This window comes from Serratia entomophila (assembly GCF_021462285.1).
GTDB lineage: Bacteria > Pseudomonadota > Gammaproteobacteria > Enterobacterales > Enterobacteriaceae > Serratia > Serratia entomophila.
Genome location: NZ_CP082787.1, coordinates 2,155,154 through 2,174,788, shown reverse-complemented (window position 1 = coordinate 2,174,788; position 19,635 = coordinate 2,155,154). Strand labels below are relative to the sequence as shown.

The 19,635-nt window shown below is 60.5% G+C and carries 21 protein-coding genes; 14 read left to right on the top strand and 7 right to left on the bottom strand.

The features are described from left to right. The first annotated feature begins 13 nt into the window (after positions 1–13). Both KHA73_RS10685 and KHA73_RS10680 read left to right on the top strand, forming a co-directional pair. A complete protein-coding gene (locus KHA73_RS10685) occupies positions 14–946 on the top strand; it encodes a Csu type fimbrial protein (RefSeq protein WP_234590784.1) in 933 nt (310 codons plus the stop codon). Positions 947–1,084: 138 nt separating this feature from the next. Next, entirely contained in the window at positions 1,085–1,324 is a 240-nt protein-coding gene (locus tag KHA73_RS10680; RefSeq protein WP_234590782.1) for a DUF1480 family protein, read from the top strand. Between the two features lie 55 nt (positions 1,325–1,379). On the opposite strand, the gene KHA73_RS10675 is transcribed toward KHA73_RS10680, so the two are convergent. Continuing rightward, positions 1,380–1,979, bottom strand: coding sequence for a hypothetical protein (locus KHA73_RS10675; RefSeq protein WP_234590780.1), 600 nt, complete (start codon positions 1,977–1,979; stop codon positions 1,380–1,382). Positions 1,980–1,982: 3 nt separating this feature from the next. Further along, a complete protein-coding gene (locus tag KHA73_RS10670; protein WP_234590779.1) occupies positions 1,983–2,375 on the bottom strand; it encodes an ASCH domain-containing protein in 393 nt (130 codons plus the stop codon). Between the two features lie 321 nt (positions 2,376–2,696). Here KHA73_RS10670 and yniD point away from each other — a divergent pair, with 321 nt between their 5' ends. Further along, positions 2,697–2,804, top strand: coding sequence for a small membrane protein YniD (yniD, locus tag KHA73_RS10665; protein WP_234590777.1), 108 nt, complete (start codon positions 2,697–2,699; stop codon positions 2,802–2,804). Here the strand turns inward: yniD and KHA73_RS10660 are convergent. Continuing rightward, a complete protein-coding gene (locus KHA73_RS10660; protein WP_234591395.1) occupies positions 2,801–2,953 on the bottom strand; it encodes a hypothetical protein in 153 nt (50 codons plus the stop codon). The two genes, yniD and KHA73_RS10660, sit on opposite strands and share 4 nt — an antisense overlap. Positions 2,954–3,117: 164 nt before the next feature. On the opposite strand from KHA73_RS10660, the gene KHA73_RS10655 reads away from it, so the two are divergent. Further along, positions 3,118–3,327: a hypothetical protein gene (locus tag KHA73_RS10655; protein WP_234591243.1), complete on the top strand. Its 210-nt coding sequence runs from the start codon at positions 3,118–3,120 to the stop codon at positions 3,325–3,327. A gap of 247 nt (positions 3,328–3,574) precedes the next feature. Here KHA73_RS10655 and KHA73_RS10650 read toward each other — a convergent pair whose 3' ends face one another. The 3 genes from KHA73_RS10650 to KHA73_RS10640 form a co-directional block, all read right to left on the bottom strand. Further along, a complete protein-coding gene (locus KHA73_RS10650) occupies positions 3,575–4,519 on the bottom strand; it encodes an alpha/beta hydrolase (protein WP_234590775.1) in 945 nt (314 codons plus the stop codon). A 20-nt stretch (positions 4,520–4,539) separates the two neighbouring features. Continuing rightward, complete coding sequence (locus tag KHA73_RS10645) at positions 4,540–6,003, bottom strand: flavin-containing monooxygenase (protein ID WP_234590774.1); 1,464 nt, start codon at positions 6,001–6,003, stop codon at positions 4,540–4,542. Positions 6,004–6,594: 591 nt separating this feature from the next. Then, positions 6,595–7,938 (bottom strand): 2-hydroxycarboxylate transporter family protein, encoded by a 1,344-nt coding sequence (locus tag KHA73_RS10640; RefSeq protein WP_234590772.1) that lies wholly within the window; start codon positions 7,936–7,938, stop codon positions 6,595–6,597. 432 nt (positions 7,939–8,370) lie between these two features. Between KHA73_RS10640 and pckA the strand changes: the two genes are divergently transcribed. The 5 genes from pckA to aroQ all read left to right on the top strand — a co-directional run bounded on the left by pckA (position 8,371) and on the right by aroQ (position 14,217). Next, on the top strand, positions 8,371–9,990 hold the full coding sequence (pckA, locus tag KHA73_RS10635; protein ID WP_234590770.1) for a phosphoenolpyruvate carboxykinase (ATP): 1,620 nt from the start codon (positions 8,371–8,373) through the stop codon (positions 9,988–9,990). Between the two features lie 291 nt (positions 9,991–10,281). Continuing rightward, complete coding sequence (locus KHA73_RS10630) at positions 10,282–11,661, top strand: MFS transporter (protein WP_234590768.1); 1,380 nt, start codon at positions 10,282–10,284, stop codon at positions 11,659–11,661. 23 nt (positions 11,662–11,684) lie between these two features. Continuing rightward, a complete protein-coding gene (locus KHA73_RS10625) occupies positions 11,685–12,947 on the top strand; it encodes a gallate dioxygenase (protein ID WP_234590767.1) in 1,263 nt (420 codons plus the stop codon). Then, on the top strand, positions 12,944–13,774 hold the full coding sequence (locus KHA73_RS10620) for an amidohydrolase family protein (RefSeq protein WP_234590765.1): 831 nt from the start codon (positions 12,944–12,946) through the stop codon (positions 13,772–13,774). Before KHA73_RS10625 ends, KHA73_RS10620 begins: the two co-directional genes overlap by 4 nt. A 14-nt stretch (positions 13,775–13,788) precedes the next feature. Continuing rightward, on the top strand, positions 13,789–14,217 hold the full coding sequence (aroQ, locus tag KHA73_RS10615; RefSeq protein ID WP_234590764.1) for a type II 3-dehydroquinate dehydratase: 429 nt from the start codon (positions 13,789–13,791) through the stop codon (positions 14,215–14,217). Here the strand turns inward: aroQ and KHA73_RS10610 are convergent. Then, positions 14,214–15,431 (bottom strand): LysR family transcriptional regulator, encoded by a 1,218-nt coding sequence (locus tag KHA73_RS10610; protein ID WP_234590763.1) that lies wholly within the window; start codon positions 15,429–15,431, stop codon positions 14,214–14,216. The two genes, aroQ and KHA73_RS10610, sit on opposite strands and share 4 nt — an antisense overlap. A gap of 129 nt (positions 15,432–15,560) precedes the next feature. On the opposite strand from KHA73_RS10610, the gene galB reads away from it, so the two are divergent. From galB to KHA73_RS10585, 5 genes are all read left to right on the top strand, one after another. After that, on the top strand, positions 15,561–16,301 hold the full coding sequence (gene galB, locus KHA73_RS10605) for a 4-oxalmesaconate hydratase (protein WP_234590762.1): 741 nt from the start codon (positions 15,561–15,563) through the stop codon (positions 16,299–16,301). Next, positions 16,298–17,011 (top strand): 4-carboxy-4-hydroxy-2-oxoadipate aldolase/oxaloacetate decarboxylase, encoded by a 714-nt coding sequence (locus KHA73_RS10600; protein ID WP_234590761.1) that lies wholly within the window; start codon positions 16,298–16,300, stop codon positions 17,009–17,011. The genes galB and KHA73_RS10600 overlap by 4 nt, the downstream gene beginning before the upstream one ends. A gap of 1 nt (position 17,012) precedes the next feature. Next, positions 17,013–18,104, top strand: coding sequence for a 4-oxalomesaconate tautomerase (locus KHA73_RS10595; protein WP_234590760.1), 1,092 nt, complete (start codon positions 17,013–17,015; stop codon positions 18,102–18,104). 13 nt (positions 18,105–18,117) lie between these two features. Continuing rightward, positions 18,118–19,005, top strand: a complete 888-nt coding sequence (locus tag KHA73_RS10590) for an NAD(P)-dependent oxidoreductase (protein ID WP_234590759.1) — start codon at positions 18,118–18,120, stop codon at positions 19,003–19,005. 144 nt (positions 19,006–19,149) lie between these two features. Next, positions 19,150–19,614, top strand: coding sequence for a GlcG/HbpS family heme-binding protein (locus KHA73_RS10585; protein WP_234590758.1), 465 nt, complete (start codon positions 19,150–19,152; stop codon positions 19,612–19,614). The last annotated feature ends 21 nt before the right edge of the window (positions 19,615–19,635 follow it).

Sequence of the window (19,635 nt, the reverse complement as noted above, 5' to 3'; positions counted from 1 at the left end):
ACGGAGAATCATCATGTTTCGGGGATTGAAAGCCATACTGCTGAGTTTGTTGCTGTTCACCTGCCAGCGCGCGCTGGCCGACTGCGCCACCACCAACGGCACCATTACCCTGCCCGGCAGCAGCTCCTTCGTGGTGTATAACGGCCAAATCAGCGCCCAGGGCACCGCGGGGCTTAACTGCACCGGTTTGGGGCTGTCGCTGCTGTCGCAAAATACCGTGACGGTGAAAATCGCCTCCACCACCCACAATATGGCGATGGCCAATACCGACGGCTCCGGCGATCAAATCGCTTATCTGATTTATCCGGACGCCAATTACCAATACCCCTACACCGTCGGGCAGACTATCGACTACAGCTCGCTGAATTTGCTGTCGCTGATCCTCATCTCCTCCAACGTCAACTTCCCGATGTACGCCAGAACCACCGCCGGCGCCAACGTGCGCGCCGGCACCTATACCGATACCGTCAACCTGACCTGGAATTACCATATCTGTGGGCTGGGCGTATTGGGGCTTTGCATCTGGTGGGACGGCGTCAACAAAACCAGCACGGTGACCGTTAGCGTGGCGATCACCAAAGATTGCCTGATCGGCACCGCGCCGAACGTCAACTTCGGCAGCATGGCCCTGGTGGGCCAGTTCAACCCGGTGAACCAGAGCATCACCCTGACCTGCACCAAAACCGAAGGCTACGTCACCTATTTTACCAACGGCAATAATCCGGTCACCGGCTGGCGGCAGATGAAAAGCGGCACCGCCAACTTTATGCAGTATCAAATCTACCTGCCCAACAGCACCACCGTCTGGGACAGCACCAACAAACAAAGCGGCGCGGGGAGCGGGCTGGCGCAGAGTATCCCGTATAAGGCCGCGGTGAACGCGGCGCAAACCGAAAGGGCCGTTGGCACCTATCAGGACAACCTCAGCTTTGTGGTTGAATATTAAGCGCCACTGCTAGTCGCGAAAGCCAATTGTTGCCAGACTGTATTTTTTATGTGGCATTTTTTGCTCATTTAGCTATGCTCATACGGACGACCCTTAACTGGTCTTACCTCCTACCACTTGATTGAGCAAGGAGTTTCCATGAGCAAAACCGTCGTAAAAATAGGCAGCTTTGAGGTCGATGACGCCCATCTGAGCGCCTCAACCGAACGGACCAGCACCCTGGCCATCCCGTGCAAGTCGGATCCCGATCTGTGCATGCAGTTGGACGGATGGGATGAACATACCAGCATTCCGGCCACGCTCGACGGCAAGCAGTCGCTGCTGTACAAGCAGCATTATGATCGCCAGGCGGACGCCTGGGTGATGCGGCTGGAATGAGGGCTTACCGGCAAAACTGACGACGCGCTGTCCTCGATGAAAACAGCGCGTTTTTTTATGTGATGGCGATGCCGCGGCCGGCGAAAAAGCGGCCAAACTGCCCCAACGAGAGCGTTACCTGTTGGCGAGTCGCCGGGCTGTCGCCCGAAGGATTGTGGAAGGTAACGCAGCCCCGTTCAGCGGCGGTGACTAACACCAGGTGACCGCCCCGCTGTGGCGGCGCGCTTTCGGGCCGGCGAATGGACGGATGCACCGAAGCGATAAAATAGCCGTAGTGGTTCAGCAACTGCGGCAATTCCTCCGCCGGCACCCCCACCTTAACCTCCGCCTGCAGCGCAAACTGCTCGCGCACGTAGTCGACGAAAGGCGCATAGATCAGCCCCTTGATCCGCTCACCCTCACGCACATAGGCGCCGTAAGGCAGGCTGCGGCGCGCCAGCTCCAGCAGGGGCGGCGCTTCGCCGTCGCGGTGGCTCAACACCATTTTCAAACAGGCCATGCCGCACACGTGGTTAGCCCACTCGACGTATTCCGCCCGATCGCGGGCGCCGCTGCGCGCCCAGTTGGCGTCTTGCGCCAGGGTTGCGCGCCCGGCAATCAGATCGGCCGCCAATTCCGGCGTTGCCCACTGGCAAACATAGGGCACGGCCCGCATGATTTAAAACCTGTCGACGACTTTAAAGTTCATCAGCACCAGCGTCATATCCGGCGAGAACAGATCGTATTCTTCAAAGAAACGCTGCAGCTCTTTACGCCAGTGCGCCAGCGAACGGTCACCCTCGCCTTCGGCATAGGCATGCGCCTCACCGACCTGATCGTAGGTTTGCATCTCTACGGCGGTCAGCTCTACCGCACACACCGGATCGCCCTTGCCATTGACCACCAGGAACACGTCGCCGGCCAGCGGAACGCCTTCCCCGTCCAGATTGGAGCAGGTCGCGGTCTTGGTGCCGTTGAGGATCAGTTGCACCACCTCGTCGGCCTGTTGCTCGGTGTCGCCGAATGCCCAACGCTCTGTGTGTTCGTATTTTTGCGGAATTGCCGTCGCCATTGCTTTACCTTATTGAGTGAATCATTAATGCAGACAGGATAGTACAACGTATTCACCGCCGCCTGCACCTGCCGCATCACCGGCCGCAGGTTTTGTGTTCAGCGGCTTTACGGGTTTTTACCCTAAAGCGCTGGGCCTGGGCCGGCGCAGCAGGCATACTGTGAAGCATATCCACTCATGGCGGACGGCCAGGCGGTAAAATGAAGCAAGACGACAAAGATCCCGATGACACCTTCAGCGATCTGTTAAAAGTCATTGCGCTGGTGGTAGTGGTGGCCATCGTGGCGATTGCCGGTTGGTATTTCAGCTAAGGGGGTCCGCTTGGCAACCAAACGAATGCGCACCAAACATTGGAAAATGTTCCTGATCCTGCTGCTGATCTGCCTGGCGCTGCTGCTGTTGCGTTGGGCGGCGATAGCCTTCGGTTAATGCCGCCGCGCCTCAGGTTCCAACAGTTCACGCAGATACGCAACGCGCGCCTCCCCCTGCGGCAGCCACAGCCGGCATAGCCGGTTTTGCACTTCGGCCTTGCGGCTCAGGCGGTAGTACTCCGCCAGTTGATCGACCAGTTTCATCATTCGCCCTCCTGATATTCCTCACATCAAGTATTGAACGTAAAAAGCAGAAGAAATACTGATGCCTTGTTTTTTATACTTCCTGTTTTAGATACTGCGACCGCTGCGGTGGCGAAGCCCCGGCTCAACTGCTACATTGACCAAAAATCAACCAGCCGAGGTAAATGATGATGTTCTCGGAACAGGAGATAAAGCCGGTCTGGGATGAAGTCGCCCGGTTGATCGGCGACGGTGTGATGCAGCTGCGTCATCGCGGCGAGGTTTTATCGGTAGAAACGCTGGCAAAATATCTGGCGCAGCAGTTGGCGGAGAGCCACGACATCGAACACCGTATTCTGATCGGCGCGGCGATTAACATGTTGAAAGACGGAAAGTGAATCGCCAACCGGAATGGTTGGCGATTCGGCAGAAGCCCGAGGTATGCAAGCCCGGCCTTCTGCGCGCTACTATGTCAGGCTAATATGACGATATTAATAGGAATTGTCGGGTTTTTACCCTAATTGCACTATTTTTGTTGCCTGTAGCCGTTATGCCAGCACGAAATCACCCGCTTAAAGCGGCTGACCAGGCCGATCGCTCCGCGGGTACGGGCGTCGCCAACATAATTCGATTGCACATGCCGGTTCACCGCGCTGCACGAATCACTTCGCCAAATCGCTTGCAACTACGTTCGATCGCGCGCCGGGCCTCTGGCGATAGCTGCCCCATTTCGAAAAAGCCATGTATTAGCCCCTGACACCGCTCGATATGAACGGGCACTCGCGCAGCACGCAACGCTTCTCCATAGTCCAGGCCGACGTCCCTCAATGGATCAAATTGCGCGGTTACGATGACTGCCGCACAGAGTCCGGAAAAATCACCGGCATGAATAGGCGTTATCCGGGGATCTTCAAAGTTTCGCGCTTCAGCGGAATAATGGCGCAGGAACCATTCGATCAACGGTTTATCGAGCAGATAGCCCGTCGCATTCTGCCGCCAGGATTGATGATGGATACCCGGTAGATCGGTCGCGGGATAGATCAAGAATTGGCCGGCCAATTCGACGCCGTCCGCATGGAAAGCTTGAGCCACCACCGCCGACAGATTGCCTCCCGCGCTATCTCCGGCGACGGCCACAAGGCGATTGCCCCCGAGAGCGGGCGCATGGTCAACCACCCACCGCATCGCGGCGATGGCGTCGTCGACCGCCGCCGGAAACGGATGCTCTGGCGCCAGTCGGTACGCTACCGACACGACAACGACCCGGCTCCATCGACAGATCTCTCGGCAGACGTTGTCGTGCGTGTCGAGATCGCCGATAACCCAGCCACCGCCGTGGAAAAATGCAGTGGTAGGAAATGGCCCGCTTCCATCGGGACGGTAGACTCTTGCATGCAACTCCCCAGATGCACCATCAACAACAATATTTTCAACGCTGCCAACGGGAACCGTCGCGCCAGGCGGATGCAAGCTGGCCGCCAAGGCACGATAGCCGGCTCGCGCCTCTTCAGGCGTGCCTTCATATAACTTCTTTTCGCCGGACTTCGCCAACGCATCGAGGAAAGCGGCAATATGTGGATCTACGGACATTTGGCCTCCTTATACTCGGTTCAACCGTAAGTCAGAATGCCATCGTCCAGCGTCGCTGCAGGAAACTCGTGGCGTTCTTCCGCGTATTCGCGCAGACTCTGCCAGGGGGCGTGGTCGCCTTGCCGATACATAATGTGCTGGGAGCGCATGATGTACCCCGGATTGAAATTATTCGGGTCGCAGAATGGCAGATGCGGCATGTTCTCTTCCTGAGGGCGCAGTACGGGAACGACCGTCTTTGCCTCTCGCTCGTCCATGTATCCGAGCAGTCGACAAACGAACTCGCTCACCAGTTCCGCGCGCATGGTCCAACTGGTACGCAAATAGCCCAGGGTGTACGCCATGTTTGGAACATCGTTGATCATCAATCCCCGATAGGTAACGTGCTCGGTAAAGTCCACCGGTTTCTCATCGATACTGAAGAGCACATCGCCGAAAAGACAAAGGTTGAAGCCCGTCGCCGTCACCACGATATCGGCCTCCAGAAATTCCCCCGAAGACAGGACGATCCCCTTTTCGTTGAAACGCACGATCCTGTCCGTAATAACGGAGGCCTTGCCGTCACGCAAAGGCACAAAAAAATCGCCTCCGGGAACAAATGCCAGCCTCTGTTGCTGTGGCCGGTAGCGAGGGCTAAAATGCTTTTCTACGTCGAAATCGTCGGGGAGCTGGGCGCGGACCGCATCCAGCAGCTGCTTGCGCAGATCTTCTGGTTGCTCCAGCGACATCCTGTTGAGCTCGAGATTCTGTGCGATATAGGCCCGGCGCAGGATCTCGTACGTCCACTCCTCAGGGATCCCCAGCGCACGCAGCGGTGCCGCCAGCGCGTGTTCCGCTGGCTCGACGACAAAAAATGTGGGCGACCGCTGCAATAACGTGACGTGCTCCGCCTCCCCGGTTAACGCAGGAATAAGGGTCGCCGCCGTGGCGCCCGAACCTATCACGACGATTCTTTTCCCCTTCCAACTCAGATCTTGCGGCCAGTTCTGCGGGTGAATGACCGCCCCCGCGAAGCGCTCCAGCTCCGGCCAGTCTGGAACATGTCCCTGCTGATGGCGGTAGTAACCAGGACACAGCCACAGAAACCCGGCCGTGAATTGCAATATTTCGCCGGTATCGGTTCGGATCGCTTCCACGCTCCAACACCTGTCTTGGGTCGACCAGTTCGCTGCCATCACCCGATGCCCGTAACGGATATGTCGGCCCAGATCATTTTCCGCAATGACTTCACCGAGGTAATTGCGGATCTCCTCGGCAGTCGCAATAGAAGCGCCGCGCCAGGGTTTGAATGAGTAACCGTAGGTGAACAAGTCGCTATCGGAACGCGCTCCTGGGTAACGATGCGTCCACCAGGTACCGCCAAAGCCATCCATGGCATCCAGCATGAGAATGCTTCGATCAGGGCATGTTTGCCGCAAATGGTAGGCCGCATCTATACCCGAGATCCCTGCGCCGATGATTAGTACATCCACATGTTCACCCATAGATCAACCTCTCCAAATGTTCGAAGCCTTCCACGTGTTCGAATTTTTGCTGACAGCGCGCAGCTGCAGCATCCGATTGGCATCGTGATGGATATACTGTGCACTTTGAATGCAAAGAAATCCTAATCTCTATCGAGATCGTCCGAAAATGAACATTATCGTCATCCGGTAAACAGCATGACGCACGGCGGCCATCCCTGCATTTATCTGTTTCATCATTCACCCTGCTGACCAGCGTGGGGTACGGCAGGCTGCAGCTCAGCGCGAAGAAAGAATGTTATCAAGTAAAAACATCGAATTATGAAAAATCCCATGGCGGATTTTGGTTTTCCCAATAAGGAATAAAACGCTAGACGGCACCGAAGAGATGATAAAAATGGAGCAGTGAATTATGCCGCGGAAATTCCATGTTACGCCCTAAACCAATGTTGGTTTTAATTAACCATCGTCAGCATTTTGTAATTAAAGTAAGCAAGCTTCAATTCGCTGCTATATTATAGCGGGAAGCTAAGGCCTCCCGTTTTATTAATGAGAACCGGAACCGCAAAACCGGGGCAATCCAACCCCGGTGAACCATAAGTTTCTCTGGGCTCAAACTAACCAACCAAGCAATAACGTCGCGCCGATTACGGTGGAAGCGCCGCCGATGCGCGTGGCGATTTGGGCAAAGGGCATCAGCTCCATGCGGTTGGACGCCGACAGGATAGCCACGTCGCCGGTGCCGCCCAGGCCGCTGTGGCAACAGGTAACGATCGCCGCTTCTACCGGGAACATCTTCAGATAGGGCGCGATCAGGAAGCTCACCAACCCCATCGACAGCACCACGGAACCGCACACCACCACGTAGCCGAGCGAGAACACCGCCACCACGCTCTCCAAAGGCACGTACAGCATGCCCAGGCCAATCATCAGCGGCCATACCAGCGCCGTGGAGACGAACTTGTAAAAGCTGTGCGCCCCGGTTTCCATCGAAGCCGGTATCACGCGGCAGTATTTGCACAATACGGCAAACAGGATCATCAGCACCGGTCCGGGAATATGCAGGATATGCTCAAACAGGCCGCCGACGATAAAGAAAGCGCAAATCACCAACAACCCGCCGCCCATCAGCTGAAAATCGACGTTGCCGCCGGTTTCCTTGATGGCGAACACCGCATTTTCCTGGGCGGAGCGAATCAGCATGCCGTCGCCGCTCAGCGCCTTGCGCTGCATACCGATGCGCGCCAGCACTCCGGCGGTGACGATGGCGAAGATATTGCCCAGCACCGCCGCAGGCGCCAACTGCGCGACGTACAGGTCCGGCCCGCCGCCCAAAATGGCGGAATAGGCCAGCGACAGCGGCAAAATACCCTCGCCGATGCCGCCGCCGACGATCGGCACAATGATAAAGAAGAAGGTGTGATAGAAGGTGAAGCCGAACAGCTTGCCCACCAGCAGCCCGGTCACCACCGCCGTCACCGTCCCCACCACCAACGGCACAAACATGCGCACCATGCCCTGGATCAGGATCACCCGGTTCATGCCGAGTATGCTGCCGACCACCAGGCTGGCGATGACGAAATACAGCAAATTGGCGTCTTTCATCAGCAGATGCACCGTCGCCATCACGTTTGGCTGGAACACATTGAAATACACCAGCACCGACGGCACCATCAGGCACAAAATGGCCGGCCCGCCGATATCGCGCAGCAACGGCATACTTTTGCCCAGCTGCGCCAGCGCAAACCCCAGCGTCATAATCACCGCCAGGCCGCCGATCATATTCTTCGGCAGGAAGTTAGCGTAGGCCGAAACGGCAACAATCGCGCAAATAGTGACAAACAGCGCAATCGGCACCGCACCGATATCTATCTGGCGGATTTGGTTAATTATTCCTGATGAGTCAGGCGACGGCACATTCTTCTCACAGGCCATTTCTGCATTTATCTGTTTCATTATTCACCCTGCTGACACCTGTTGGGTACGGTAGGCATTGCCTCACCGTGATGAAAAAATTTTATCAAGTCAAAACAGCTAATTATGAAAAATCCCATTGCGAATTTTGGTTTTTCTAATAAGGAATAAAACGCTAGACAGCACCGAAGATATGATAAAAAATAAAATAGCAGAACTAAATTACGCCGCAGGAATTCAATATTGTGACCTTCAGCTAATGTTAGTTTTAATTAATTATCGTCAGCATTTTGTAATTAAAGTAAGCAGGCTTAAATTCGCTGCTATGCTATAGGGGGGACGTCAAAGCCCCCTGTTTATTAATGAGAACCGGAAACGCAATTAGCTGAATCCGGTCAGCTTTATCCGAACCTTAATCCTGCGCGCGGCACCGCTCAGCATTAAGGCATAATATGACTAATAAGGAAGTAGAATATGTCTTCACGCGCTGTTACCCCACAGACTCTCACCCGTTACGGCATTTCCCAGGCCACCGAGATCGTCCATAACCCCAGCTACGAGCAGCTGTTCGCCGAGGAAACCCGCGCCGACCTGCCGCCGCTGGAGCGCGGCACCCTGACCCAGCTGGGCGCGGTCAATGTCGACACCAGCGAATTCACCGGCCGCTCGCCCAAAGATAAATACATCGTGCGCGACGACACCACGCGCGACACCGTGTGGTGGTCCGATAACGGCACCGGTAAAAACGACAACCAGCCGCTGTCGCCGGAGGTGTGGCAACGGCTGAAAACCCTGGTGGGCAATCAGCTGTCCGGCAAGCGCCTGTTCGTGGTGGACGCCTTCTGCGGCGCCAACGCCGATACCCGCCTGAAGGTGCGCTTTATTACCGAGGTGGCCTGGCAGGCGCACTTCGTCAAAAACATGTTTATCCGGCCGACCGATGCAGAACTGGCCGATTTCGAACCGGACTTCGTGGTGATGAACGGCGCCAAGTGCACCAACCCGGACTGGCAGCAGCAGGGCCTGCATTCCGAGAACTTCGTCGCCTTCAACCTGACCGAGCGCATCCAGCTGATCGGCGGTACCTGGTACGGCGGCGAAATGAAAAAGGGCCTGTTCTCGATCATGAACTATCTGCTGCCGCTGCAGGGCATCGCATCGATGCACTGTTCGGCCAACGTGGGCGAGGAAGGCGACGTAGCGGTATTCTTCGGCCTGTCCGGCACCGGCAAAACCACCCTCTCCACCGATCCCAACCGCCAACTGATCGGCGACGACGAGCACGGCTGGGACGACGACGGGGTATTCAACTTCGAGGGCGGCTGCTACGCCAAGACCATCAAGCTGTCTGCACAGGCCGAGCCGGAAATCTATCAGGCGATCCGTCGCGACGCCTTGCTGGAAAACGTGCAGGTGCTGGCCGACGGCAGCATCGACTTCGACGACGCAAGCAAAACCGAAAACACCCGCGTCTCTTATCCGATCTACCATATCGACAACATCGTCAAACCGGTGTCGAAAGCCGGCCACGCGCGCAAGATAATCTTCCTGACCGCCGACGCCTTCGGCGTGCTGCCGCCGGTATCGCGCCTGACGCCGGAACAGACTCAGTATCACTTCCTGTCGGGCTTCACCGCCAAGCTGGCGGGCACCGAACGCGGCATCACGACGCCGACGCCCACCTTCTCCGCCTGCTTCGGCGCGGCGTTCCTGACGCTGCACCCGACCCAATACGCCGAAGTGCTGGTGAAACGCATGGAAGCCGCCGGCGCGCAGGCTTACCTGGTGAACACCGGTTGGAACGGCAGCGGCAAACGCATCTCGATCAAGGATACCCGCGGCATCATCGACGCCATCCTGAACGGGGAAATCGAAAACGCCGAGACCTTCACCCTGCCTATCTTCGGCCTGGCAGTGCCGACTGCGCTGCCGGGTGTCGATCCGTCGATTCTCGATCCCCGCAAAACCTACGCTGACGAGTCGCTGTGGCAGGAAAAGGCACAGGATCTGGCGCAGCGCTTTATCGACAACTTCGCCAAATACACCGTCACCCCGGCGGGCGAAAAGCTGGTAAGCGCCGGGCCCAAGCTGTAAATTCCCCACCGTTTTATCCGGGCGCCTGATGGCGCCCTTTTTTATTTTCACTCCCCATAAATAAACAAAACTCATACCTCGTTAATCATTTTCCGGCAGACACTCACCGCCACAGTCCCTAAGTTGGTAGCTGAGCTGCCGACAATTATTTTTATAATTACATGTTTTAAATAAATAAAATGATATAAATATTCTAACGACACGCACTGGCGCTCATTTCTTACGTTTCCGGCCTGCGGCCAAAGTTTTAATCCGATCACAGATTAATAAAAAAAACAGAGAGCGTACCCGATGAGCAACCACAACATTGTCGACGTCAAAGCGTGGATCGATTCCCGCCCCATCTCCGGTTATCAGTGGCTGGTGCTGCTGCTGTGCTTCATCATCATCATGTTCGATGGATATGACGCCGCGGTGATGGGTTTTATTGCGCCTGCGCTGATCGAAGACTGGGGCATTTCGCGCGCCGAAATGGGCCCGATCCTCGGCGCCGCCATGTTCGGCGTGGCGTTGGGCGCGCTGATCGCCGGCCCCTACTCCGACCGTTTCGGCCGCAAAAAAGTGCTGCTGCTGTCGGTCCTGTGCTTCGCGCTGTTCAGCCTGCTCAGCACCTTCGCCCGCACCCCGCTGGAAATGGCGCTGCTGCGCTTTCTTACCGGCCTGGGGCTGGGCGCAGTGATGCCCAACTGCGTGACGCTGGTGTCGGAATACATGCCGGAACGCCGCCGCGGGTTGATGATCACCCTGATGTACAGCGGCTTCAACATCGGCTCCGGCGCCGGCGGGTTTATCGCCGCCGGCATGCTGCCGCACTACGGCTGGAAGGCGGTACTGTTCCTCGGCGGCATCATGCCGCTGCTGATGCTGCCGCTGCTGATCTGGATCCTGCCGGAATCGACGCTGTACATGGTGGTACGCAACCACCACAAGGACAAAATCGCCCAGATCCTGCGCCGTGCCGGCGGGGTGTTCAGCGCCGGCACCACCTTCGTGCTGAAAACGCCGGTGATGCCGAAAAAGGCCCGGGTGCTGCAGCTGTTCAGCAACGGCTACGCCAAAGGCACGCTGGTGCTGTGGCTGACCTACTTTATGGGGTTGTTCGTTATCTACCTGCTGAACGGCTGGCTGCCGACCATCGTGCGCGGCGCCGGCTTCTCGCTGGAGCGCGCCGCCATCATCGCCGGTCTGTTCCAGCTGGGCGGCACCCTGGGCGGGCTGATGGTCGGCGGGCTGATGGACCGCTTCGTCGCCAAACGGGTGATCGGTCTGTTCTACCTGATGGGCATGTGCTGCCTGCTGTCGCAGGGCATCTGGGGCTTTGGCCCGACGGTGCTGGCGGCGCTGGTGTTCGCCAGCGGCGTGTGCATCAACGGCGCGCAAACCGGCCTGCAGGCGTTCTCCCCGGCGTTTTACCCCACCGAAATGCGCGCCACCGGCGTCAGCTGGATGCACGGCATCGGCCGCAGCGGCGCGATCATCAGCTCGTCGATGGGCGGCGTGCTGCTGGGAATCTTCCCCGGCGCCACCAGCATTTTCATTATTCTGGCGATCCCGGCGTTGCTGGCGGCGATCACTATCATTAATCATCAGAAAGCGCATCCGGCGGAAATGGTCAAAGGCATCGGGCTCAACGATTTGCCCGCGCTGTCGCGCACCATGAACAACCGGTAATTCTTTGCAAACAGAGGTACAGGATGGCTAAGATCATTGGCGGACTGGCGGTGTCTCACACCCCGACCATCGGTTTTGCGGTGGACCACAACAAGCAGCACGAGAGCGCCTGGGCGCCGATTTTCGACGGCTTCGCGCCGATGCGGCAGTGGCTGGAAGAGAAACGGCCCGACGTGCTGCTGTACGTGTTCAACGACCACGTCACCTCGTTTTTCTTCGATCACTATTCGGCCTTCGTGCTGGGCATCGACGACAGTTATGCGGTGGCCGATGAAGGCGGCGGCCCGCGCGACCTGCCGCCCATTCAGGGCCATGCGGCGCTGTCCCAGCATATCGGCGCCAGCCTGATGGCAGACGAATTCGACATGTCGTTTTTCCAGGACAAGCCGCTCGACCACGGGCTGTTTTCGCCGCTTTCCGCCCTGCTGCCCTGGCAGGACGGCTGGCCGATGCAGGTGGTGCCGCTGCAGGTCGGCGTACTGCAGTTCCCCATTCCCTCCGCCCGCCGCTGTTTTAAACTCGGCCAGGCGCTGCGCCGGGCGATCGAAAGCTTCCCCGAGGAGCTGCGCGTGGCGGTGGTGGCCACCGGCGGCGTCTCGCACCAGGTGCACGGTGAACGCTGCGGTTTCAACAACCCGGAATGGGACGCGCAGTTTATCGACATGCTGGTCAACGATCCGGAACGTCTGACCGAAATTACCCTGGCGGAATACGCCACCCTGGGCGGGCTGGAGGGCGCCGAGGTGATCATGTGGCTGATTATGCGCGGCGCGCTGTCGGCCAACGTCGAAAAACTCCATCAGGCCTATTACCTGCCGTCGATGACCGGCATCGCCACGCTGATCCTCGAGAACCAGGCGCGCGAAGCGCCGGTTGACGTGCACCAGCGCCAGCGCGACAAAATCAACCTGCAGCTGGCGGGCGTGGAGCAACTGCCGGGCACCTATCCGTTCACCCACGCCCGCAGCCTGAAGGCGATCCGCATCAATCGCTTCCTGCACCGGCTGATTCAGCCAGCCTGGCGCGAGCGCTTCAATACGGCGCAACAGGCGCTGTTCGACGAAGCGCAACTCAGCGCCGAGGAACAGCGGCTGCTGCGCGACCTCGACTGGCGCGGGCTGATCCACTACGGCGTCAGCTTCTTCCTGCTGGAAAAACTCGGTGCGGTAGTCGGCGTCTCCAATCTGCATATCTACTCGGCGATGCGCGGCCAGACGCTGGAGGAGTTCCAGCAAACGCGCAATCAACAGGTGCTGTATTCGGTAGCGGGGAAAGCGGCGAAATGAGCATTTTCGATCAGCCTAAAATCGACTGTCACCATCACATCTTCGATCCGCAGCGCTTTCCCTACGCGGCGGACAGCGGCTATCACCCGGCGGGCCACGAGCTGGCTACGCTCGAACATTACCGCGCGGTGATGCAGGCCTACGGCATCCGCCATTCGCTGATCGTCGGCCCCACCTCGGCCTACAACACCGACAACCGCTATCTGCTGGCGGCGCTGGCAGAAGGCGAAGGCCGCCACAAGGGCATCGCGGTGGTGCCGCGCGACGCCGACAGCCAGACGCTGGCGAGCCTGCAGGCGCAGGGGGTGGTTGGCATCGCGCTCAACGTGGCGATGCTCGGCGTCGAACCTTTTCTGCGGCTGGACGGGCTGATGGGCCGTTTGGCGGAGCTGGGCATGTACGCGCAAATTCAGGTGCAGGACGACCAACTGCCGGCGCTGATGCCGCTGCTGGCGCGCAGCCGCACCCGGCTGCTGTTCGACCACTCGGGGCGGCCGGACGTGCGCGCCGGCCTGCAACAGCCGGCGTTTCAGGCGTTGCTGTCGCTCGCGCAGCGTGAACACACCTACGTCAAGCTGTCGGGGCTGGCGAAGTTTTCCCGTCAGCGCTATCCGTTCAGCGACGGCCAGCCTTACCTGCAGGCGCTGCTGAGCGCCTACGGCGGTGAAAAATGCATGTGGGGGTCGGACTGGCCATTCCTGCGCGCCACCGAACGGATGGACATGGGCACGCTGCTGATGCTGGCGGAGCAGCTGTTCCCTGACGCCCCCACCCGCCGACAGATTTTATGGCAAACGCCGCAGAGGCTGTTTGGCTTTGCCGATTAACCCGGAGAAAAACCATGAAGACCATTTACGTGCTCAACGGCCCCAACCTCAATCTGCTGGGCACCCGCGAACCGGAAACCTATGGCCATAATACGCTGGCGACCATCGAACGGCTGTGCCGCGACACCGCCGCCGAGCTGGAGGTTAACCTCGAGTTTCGCCAGACCAACCACGAGGGGGAAATGATTGACTGGATCCAGCAAACCCGCGGCCAGGCGCAGGCGTTGGTGATCAACCCGGCGGCCTGGACCCACACCTCGGTGGCGATACGTGACGCCGTCACAGCCGTGGCGCTGCCGCTGTTCGAAGTGCATATCACCAACGTGCACAAGCGGGAGCCGTTTCGCCACCATTCCTATCTGTCCGACGTGGCCCACGGCGTGATCTGCGGTTTCGGCATTCAGGGCTACCGCTACGCGCTGATGCAGGCTGCGCAGCTCTAAGCGGCGCACACCTGGCGCAGACAGTCGATCAGCGCCTGCGCCGCCGGTGAGTGCAGGCTGCCGGTGCGGCAGGTCAGCCCGATGGCGCGCTCGGTATCGGGCAGCGCCAGCGGCAGCCGCACCAGTTCGCCGGAGGCCAACTCATGCTCCAGCTGATGCGCGGAGACCGCAGCCAGCATGTCGGAATTCAGCAGCAGCCCGCGCACCAGCGCCAGATCGCCGGTTTCCACCACCGGGTTGGCCACCGGTATCTCCATCGCCAGAAAACAATCATCCAGCAAACGCCGCGCCGGCGTGGCCGAACGCGGCAATACCCAGCGCGCCTCCTTCAGCTGCCCTGGCTGCAGGCCCGGCTGCGCCAGCGGATGACCGCGCCGCGCCAGCAGCACCATCGCCTCGGTGAACAGCGTCTCGTTGTAGACATCGGCGGCGTAGTCGCTGGCCCGCAGCGCACCGAAGATGAAGTCGATATCGCCGGAACGCAGCTCGCTGGCCAGCGCGTCAAACGCGCTTTCGTTGGTGACCACGCTGACGCCGGGGTAGCGCGACGTCAGCTGCACAATGGCCTGCGGCAGAAGCCGCGTGCGGCCCAGCGGCAGCGCGCCGACCCGCACCCGCCCTTCCAGCACCCCGCGACGCGCGGCGATGTCGGCGGGAATGTGCTGCAGCTCATTCAGCGCGCGGCGCACGTTGGGTTCGATCTCGCGCCCGGCCAGCGACGGCACCATGCCGTGCGGCGTGCGTTCCAGCAGCGCCACGCCGGCGCCGTTTTCCAGCACCTTCAGCGCGGCGCTGATCGCCGGCTGGCTCAGGCCGAGCAGCGTGGCGACGGTTTGCATATGGCGGGTTTCGCACAGGCAGACAAAAATCTGCAGCCGCCGCACGTTGAACAGGTACAGCGGCTCGGCGTCGCCGCGCGCCGTCCCTTTGCCCTGCAGGCGGTGCAGCAGCGCCGGGATCTGATGCAGCTCGGCTATCGCCCGCCGGGCGCGCGGCAGCACGCACTTGCCGAAGTCGGTCAACAGCATGCCGCTGGCATGGCGCTCGAACAGCGGCACCGCCAGCCGCAGCTCCAGATCGCGGATCGAACGGGTGATGGCCGACTGAGTTCTGAATAGCTCGGCGGCGGCGCGCGATACGCTGCCCTGCGCCACCACCTGGCTGAATGCCCTGATTTGCATCAGGTTTGTCAGCGCACTTTCGTCATATTCCATTCTATCCTCCCCGCTTCGGCCTGCTGGCAATATAAATAAAACGCATACCTGCTGCAATCAAATGAATTATCCGCCGCCGGCCGGAGCTGCCAGCATGGAGTGAATCCCCGAGACCGAAGGAACCCGAAAATGAGTGATGCAACCCCGAACAAAACCGCCCTGGTGGTCAGCGCCCATTCCGCCGACTTTGTCTGGCGCGCCGGCGGCGCTATCGCGCTGCACGGCCGGCTCGGCTATCAGGTGCACGTGGTCTGCCTGTCGTTTGGCGAACGCGGCGAATCCGCCAAACTGTGGCGCAAGGGCGAAATGACCGAACAACGGGTGAAGGCTGCACGCCGCGAGGAGGCGCAGGCCGCCGCCGAGATCCTCGGCGCCAGCATCGAATTTTTCGACATGGGCGACTACCCGCTGCGCGCCGACAAAGAGGCGCTGTTCCGCCTGGCGGACGTGTTCCGCCGGGTGCAGCCGCACTTCGTGCTGACGCATTCACTGAAAGATCCCTATAACTACGACCATCCGCTGGCCACCCACCTGACGCAGGAGGCGCGCATCATCGCCCAGGCCGAAGGCTACCGGCCGGGTGAGCCGATCGTCGGCGCGCCGCCGGTCTACCTGTTCGAACCGCACCAGCCGGAACAGTGCGAGTGGAAACCGGACGTGCTGCTGGACATCACCGAGGTGTGGGACAAAAAGTACCAGGCCATCCAATGCATGGCCGGCCAGGAGCACCTGTGGGAATACTACACCCGCGTCGCCCAACAGCGTGGCGTGCAGGCCAAGCGCAACGTCGGCATCACCAGCAGCAAAAACATCATCTACGGCGAAGGCTATCAGAGCATCTTCCCTCGGGTTACGGGGGAGCTGGCATGAGCATCATCGGCAAAAAAGGCGTGGTTATCCGCAATATTCCGCGCGCCGGCGGCAGCACCCTTGATGGGCTGGCGGCTTTCGGCGTGGCGACGGTACATGAAGCGCAGGGCCGCAAAGGGCTGCTGGATCCGGCCATTCGCCCGATTCAGCAAGATCTGGCCATCGCCGGCAGCGCGGTGACGGTGCTGGTGGCGCCGGGCGATAACTGGATGTTCCACGTGGCGGTGGAACAGTGCCGGCCGGGCGATATTCTGGTGGTCGCGCCGACCTCCCCCTGTGGCGACGGCTACTTCGGCGACCTGCTGGCCACCTCGCTCAAAGCGCGCGGCGTGCGCGGCCTGGTGGCCGACCTCGGCGTGCGCGATACCCGCACGCTGCGCGAAATGGGCTTCCCGGTGTGGTCACGGGCGGTTTACGCCCAGGGCACGGTGAAGGAGACGCTCGGCTCGGTCAACGTGCCGCTGGTGTGCGCCGGGCAGCTTATCTACCCCGGCGATGCGATCGTCGCCGATGACGACGGCGTGGTGGTGGTGCGCCAGCCGGAAGCCGAGGGCGTGCTGGCGGCCAGCCGCCAACGCGCGGAATTGGAAGAGAGCAAGCGGCTGCGCATGGCCAACGGTGAACTGGGGCTGGATATCTACCGGATGCGGCCGCGGCTGGCGGAAAAAGGCCTGAAATATTACGACTCAGCCGACCTGCTGGAGGATTGATATGCGCCAACGCCGAATCCCTTGCCTGCTGATGCGCGGCGGCACGTCAAAAGGCGCCTTCTTCCTCGCAGACGATCTGCCCGCCGAGCCCGCGCAACGTGACGCCGTGCTGCTGGCGGTGATGGGTTCGCCGGATCTGCGGCAAATCGACGGCCTCGGCGGCGCCGATCCGCTGACCAGTAAGGTAGCGATAGTCAAGCGTTCCGCCCGCCCGGACGCCGACGTCGACTACCTGTTCGCTCAGGTCGGCGTCGATCGTCCGCAGGTCGACTACGGGCAGAACTGCGGCAACATTCTGGCGGCGGTCGGCCCCTTCGCCATTGAGCGCGGGCTGGTCAGCGCCGGCGACGAAGTGACCGAAGTGCGCATCTTCATGCAGAACACCGGCCAGACTGCGCTGGCGCGCATCGCCACGCCCGCCGGTGAAGTGCGGTACGACGGCGAGCTGGCGATAGACGGCGTTCCCGGCCGCGCGGCGGAAATCGCGCTGACCTTCAACGACATCGCCGGCTCCAGCTGCGGCGCCCTGCTGCCGACCGGCCGCCCGCAAAACAGTTTTGACGGCGTCGCCGTGACCTGTATCGACAACGGCATGCCGGTGGTGCTGGTGCGCGCGGCGGATCTGGGCCGCAGCGGCTATGAAAGCCGCGAGCAGTTGGATGCGGATGCGGAACTGAAGGCGCGGCTGGAAAGCATTCGCCTGCAGGCCGGGCCGCTAATGAACCTGGGCGACGTCAGCCAACGCACGGTACCGAAAATGACCCTGATCGCCGAGGCGCGCCACGGCGGCGCGATCAGCAGCCGTACCTTCATCCCGCACCGCTGCCATGCCTCGATTGGCGTGCTCGGTGCGGTCAGCGTCGCCACCGCCTGCCTGATCCCCGGCAGCGTGGCGCAGGGGCTGGCCCGCGTTGGCGACGCCGCCGAGCTGCGCCTGAGCGTCGAGCATCCCAGCGGCGAGTTCGGCGTGCTGCTGCAGCGCGATCCGGCGCGCGAAGGCGCCGATTCGCTGCGGGGTGCCGGGCTGCTGCGCAGCGCGCGGCTGATATTTGCCGGCCAGGTCTGCATACCCGGCGCGGTATGGCCAGAATAATCCAGGAGAATCTATGAACCCGACTCTACCTTCAGTGGCGCTGATCGGCTTCGGCGAAGTGGGCGGCATTCTGGCGCAGGAGCTGCGGGCGCAGCACCTCGCCGTTTGCGCCTATGACAGCCAACTTTCGCTTGCCATGGCGCAGAAAGCGGCGGCCTGCGGCGCCGTGCTGGCCTCTTCGCTCCCGCAGGCGCTGGCAGGCGCCGACCTGGTGTTTTCCGCCGTCACCGCCGCCAACGCGCTGGCGGTGGCGCAGCAGTGCGCGCCGCTGCTGCGGGCGGGGCAAACCTGGCTGGATCTCAACTCCGTCGCACCCAATACCAAACGCGCCGCCGCGGAGGCGGTGACCGCCGGCGGCGCAGGCTATATCGACGTGGCGGTGATGGCGCCGGTGCCGCCGCAACGCCTCAAAACTCCGCTGCTGCTGGGCGGTGCCGATGCGGCGGAAATCGGCGCGCGGCTTAATGCGTTGGGGTTCAACAGCCGGGTCTACAGCGCCAGCGTCGGTGAAGCTTCGGCGATCAAAATGTGCCGCAGCGTGATGATCAAAGGGCTGGAGGCGCTGACTACCGAGTGTCTGCGCGCCGCCCAGCGCTACGGCGTGGATCAGCCGGTGCTGGCGTCGCTGCACGCCAGTTTCCCGTCGCTCGGCTGGGACGAGCAGCTTCCCCACTACCTGATCGGCCGGGTGGCGGAACACGGCAAGCGGCGGGCCGAAGAGATGCGTGAGGTGGTGCAGACGCTGCGCGACGTCGGGATAGAACCCCACCAGAGCCTGGCTACCGTCGAAACGCAGCAGGGGCTGGTTGACGCCATGCGGGCGCAAGATCTCGCCTATTCGCAACTGACGCCTTTCGTTTGGCAGACGGCGCTGAACAAAATTTACCCACCCGGTGATTAACATCAAAAAAACCATAATTTTTCATACGCCAATCATTGTTAACAACTCAGCAACTGCGTATTTTGTACCAAAAGATTCATAGCAAGCTAACTATAACATTACCCCCAGGGAAGCTGCCTTCCCTTTGCACTGGAAAAACAACGCATGAAACATCTCATCCCTCTGAGCGCCGCAGCCTTGCTGGCGCTGGCCAGCGGCCATGCCGCAGCCGCCCTGCACCCGCAGTTGGACAACGCCCAGGCCAACCTGGCGATCGCCAGCGTGCAATCCAGCCTGAAAGCGCAAAACAGCACCGGCTGTGCGGCGGTAGTCGATAGCGCCGGCAGCCTGCTGGCCTTCCAGCGCTTCGATGGCGCGCCCCCCGGCTGCGTCGACGCGTCGATCGGCAAAGCGCGCACGTCGGCGCTGTACCGCACCCCTTCGCTGAAATTTATGCAGCGCCTGCAGGGCGGCGAAACCACCGTGTTGAGCATTCCGCACGCGGTCGCGCTGGGCGGCGGTTACCCGCTGACGCTGAACGGTGAAGTGGTCGGCGCAGTCGGCGTCAGCACGCCGAAGCAGGAGACTGACAACCAGGCGTCCGCCACCGCGGCCGGCGCGCTGAAATAACCACGGACCTACTACTCAGTT

Bases quoted from the DNA above. Each gene is read 5' to 3' on its own strand.
- KHA73_RS10685 (WP_234590784.1), top strand. From the start codon at position 14: ATGTTTCGGGGATTGAAAGCCATACTGCTGAGTTTGTTGCTGTTCACC.
- KHA73_RS10680 (WP_234590782.1), top strand. From the start codon at position 1,085: ATGAGCAAAACCGTCGTAAAAATAGGCAGCTTTGAGGTCGATGACGCC.
- KHA73_RS10675 (WP_234590780.1), bottom strand. From the start codon at position 1,979: ATGCGGGCCGTGCCCTATGTTTGCCAGTGGGCAACGCCGGAATTGGCG.
- KHA73_RS10670 (WP_234590779.1), bottom strand. From the start codon at position 2,375: ATGGCGACGGCAATTCCGCAAAAATACGAACACACAGAGCGTTGGGCA.
- KHA73_RS10660 (WP_234591395.1), bottom strand. From the start codon at position 2,953: ATGATGAAACTGGTCGATCAACTGGCGGAGTACTACCGCCTGAGCCGC.
- KHA73_RS10655 (WP_234591243.1), top strand. From the start codon at position 3,118: ATGATGTTCTCGGAACAGGAGATAAAGCCGGTCTGGGATGAAGTCGCC.
- KHA73_RS10650 (WP_234590775.1), bottom strand. From the start codon at position 4,519: ATGTCCGTAGATCCACATATTGCCGCTTTCCTCGATGCGTTGGCGAAG.
- KHA73_RS10645 (WP_234590774.1), bottom strand. From the start codon at position 6,003: ATGGGTGAACATGTGGATGTACTAATCATCGGCGCAGGGATCTCGGGT.
- KHA73_RS10640 (WP_234590772.1), bottom strand. From the start codon at position 7,938: ATGAAACAGATAAATGCAGAAATGGCCTGTGAGAAGAATGTGCCGTCG.
- pckA (WP_234590770.1), top strand. From the start codon at position 8,371: ATGTCTTCACGCGCTGTTACCCCACAGACTCTCACCCGTTACGGCATT.
- KHA73_RS10630 (WP_234590768.1), top strand. From the start codon at position 10,282: ATGAGCAACCACAACATTGTCGACGTCAAAGCGTGGATCGATTCCCGC.
- KHA73_RS10625 (WP_234590767.1), top strand. From the start codon at position 11,685: ATGGCTAAGATCATTGGCGGACTGGCGGTGTCTCACACCCCGACCATC.
- KHA73_RS10620 (WP_234590765.1), top strand. From the start codon at position 12,944: ATGAGCATTTTCGATCAGCCTAAAATCGACTGTCACCATCACATCTTC.
- aroQ (WP_234590764.1), top strand. From the start codon at position 13,789: ATGAAGACCATTTACGTGCTCAACGGCCCCAACCTCAATCTGCTGGGC.
- KHA73_RS10610 (WP_234590763.1), bottom strand. From the start codon at position 15,431: ATGGAATATGACGAAAGTGCGCTGACAAACCTGATGCAAATCAGGGCA.
- galB (WP_234590762.1), top strand. From the start codon at position 15,561: ATGAGTGATGCAACCCCGAACAAAACCGCCCTGGTGGTCAGCGCCCAT.
- KHA73_RS10600 (WP_234590761.1), top strand. From the start codon at position 16,298: ATGAGCATCATCGGCAAAAAAGGCGTGGTTATCCGCAATATTCCGCGC.
- KHA73_RS10595 (WP_234590760.1), top strand. From the start codon at position 17,013: ATGCGCCAACGCCGAATCCCTTGCCTGCTGATGCGCGGCGGCACGTCA.
- KHA73_RS10590 (WP_234590759.1), top strand. From the start codon at position 18,118: ATGAACCCGACTCTACCTTCAGTGGCGCTGATCGGCTTCGGCGAAGTG.
- KHA73_RS10585 (WP_234590758.1), top strand. From the start codon at position 19,150: ATGAAACATCTCATCCCTCTGAGCGCCGCAGCCTTGCTGGCGCTGGCC.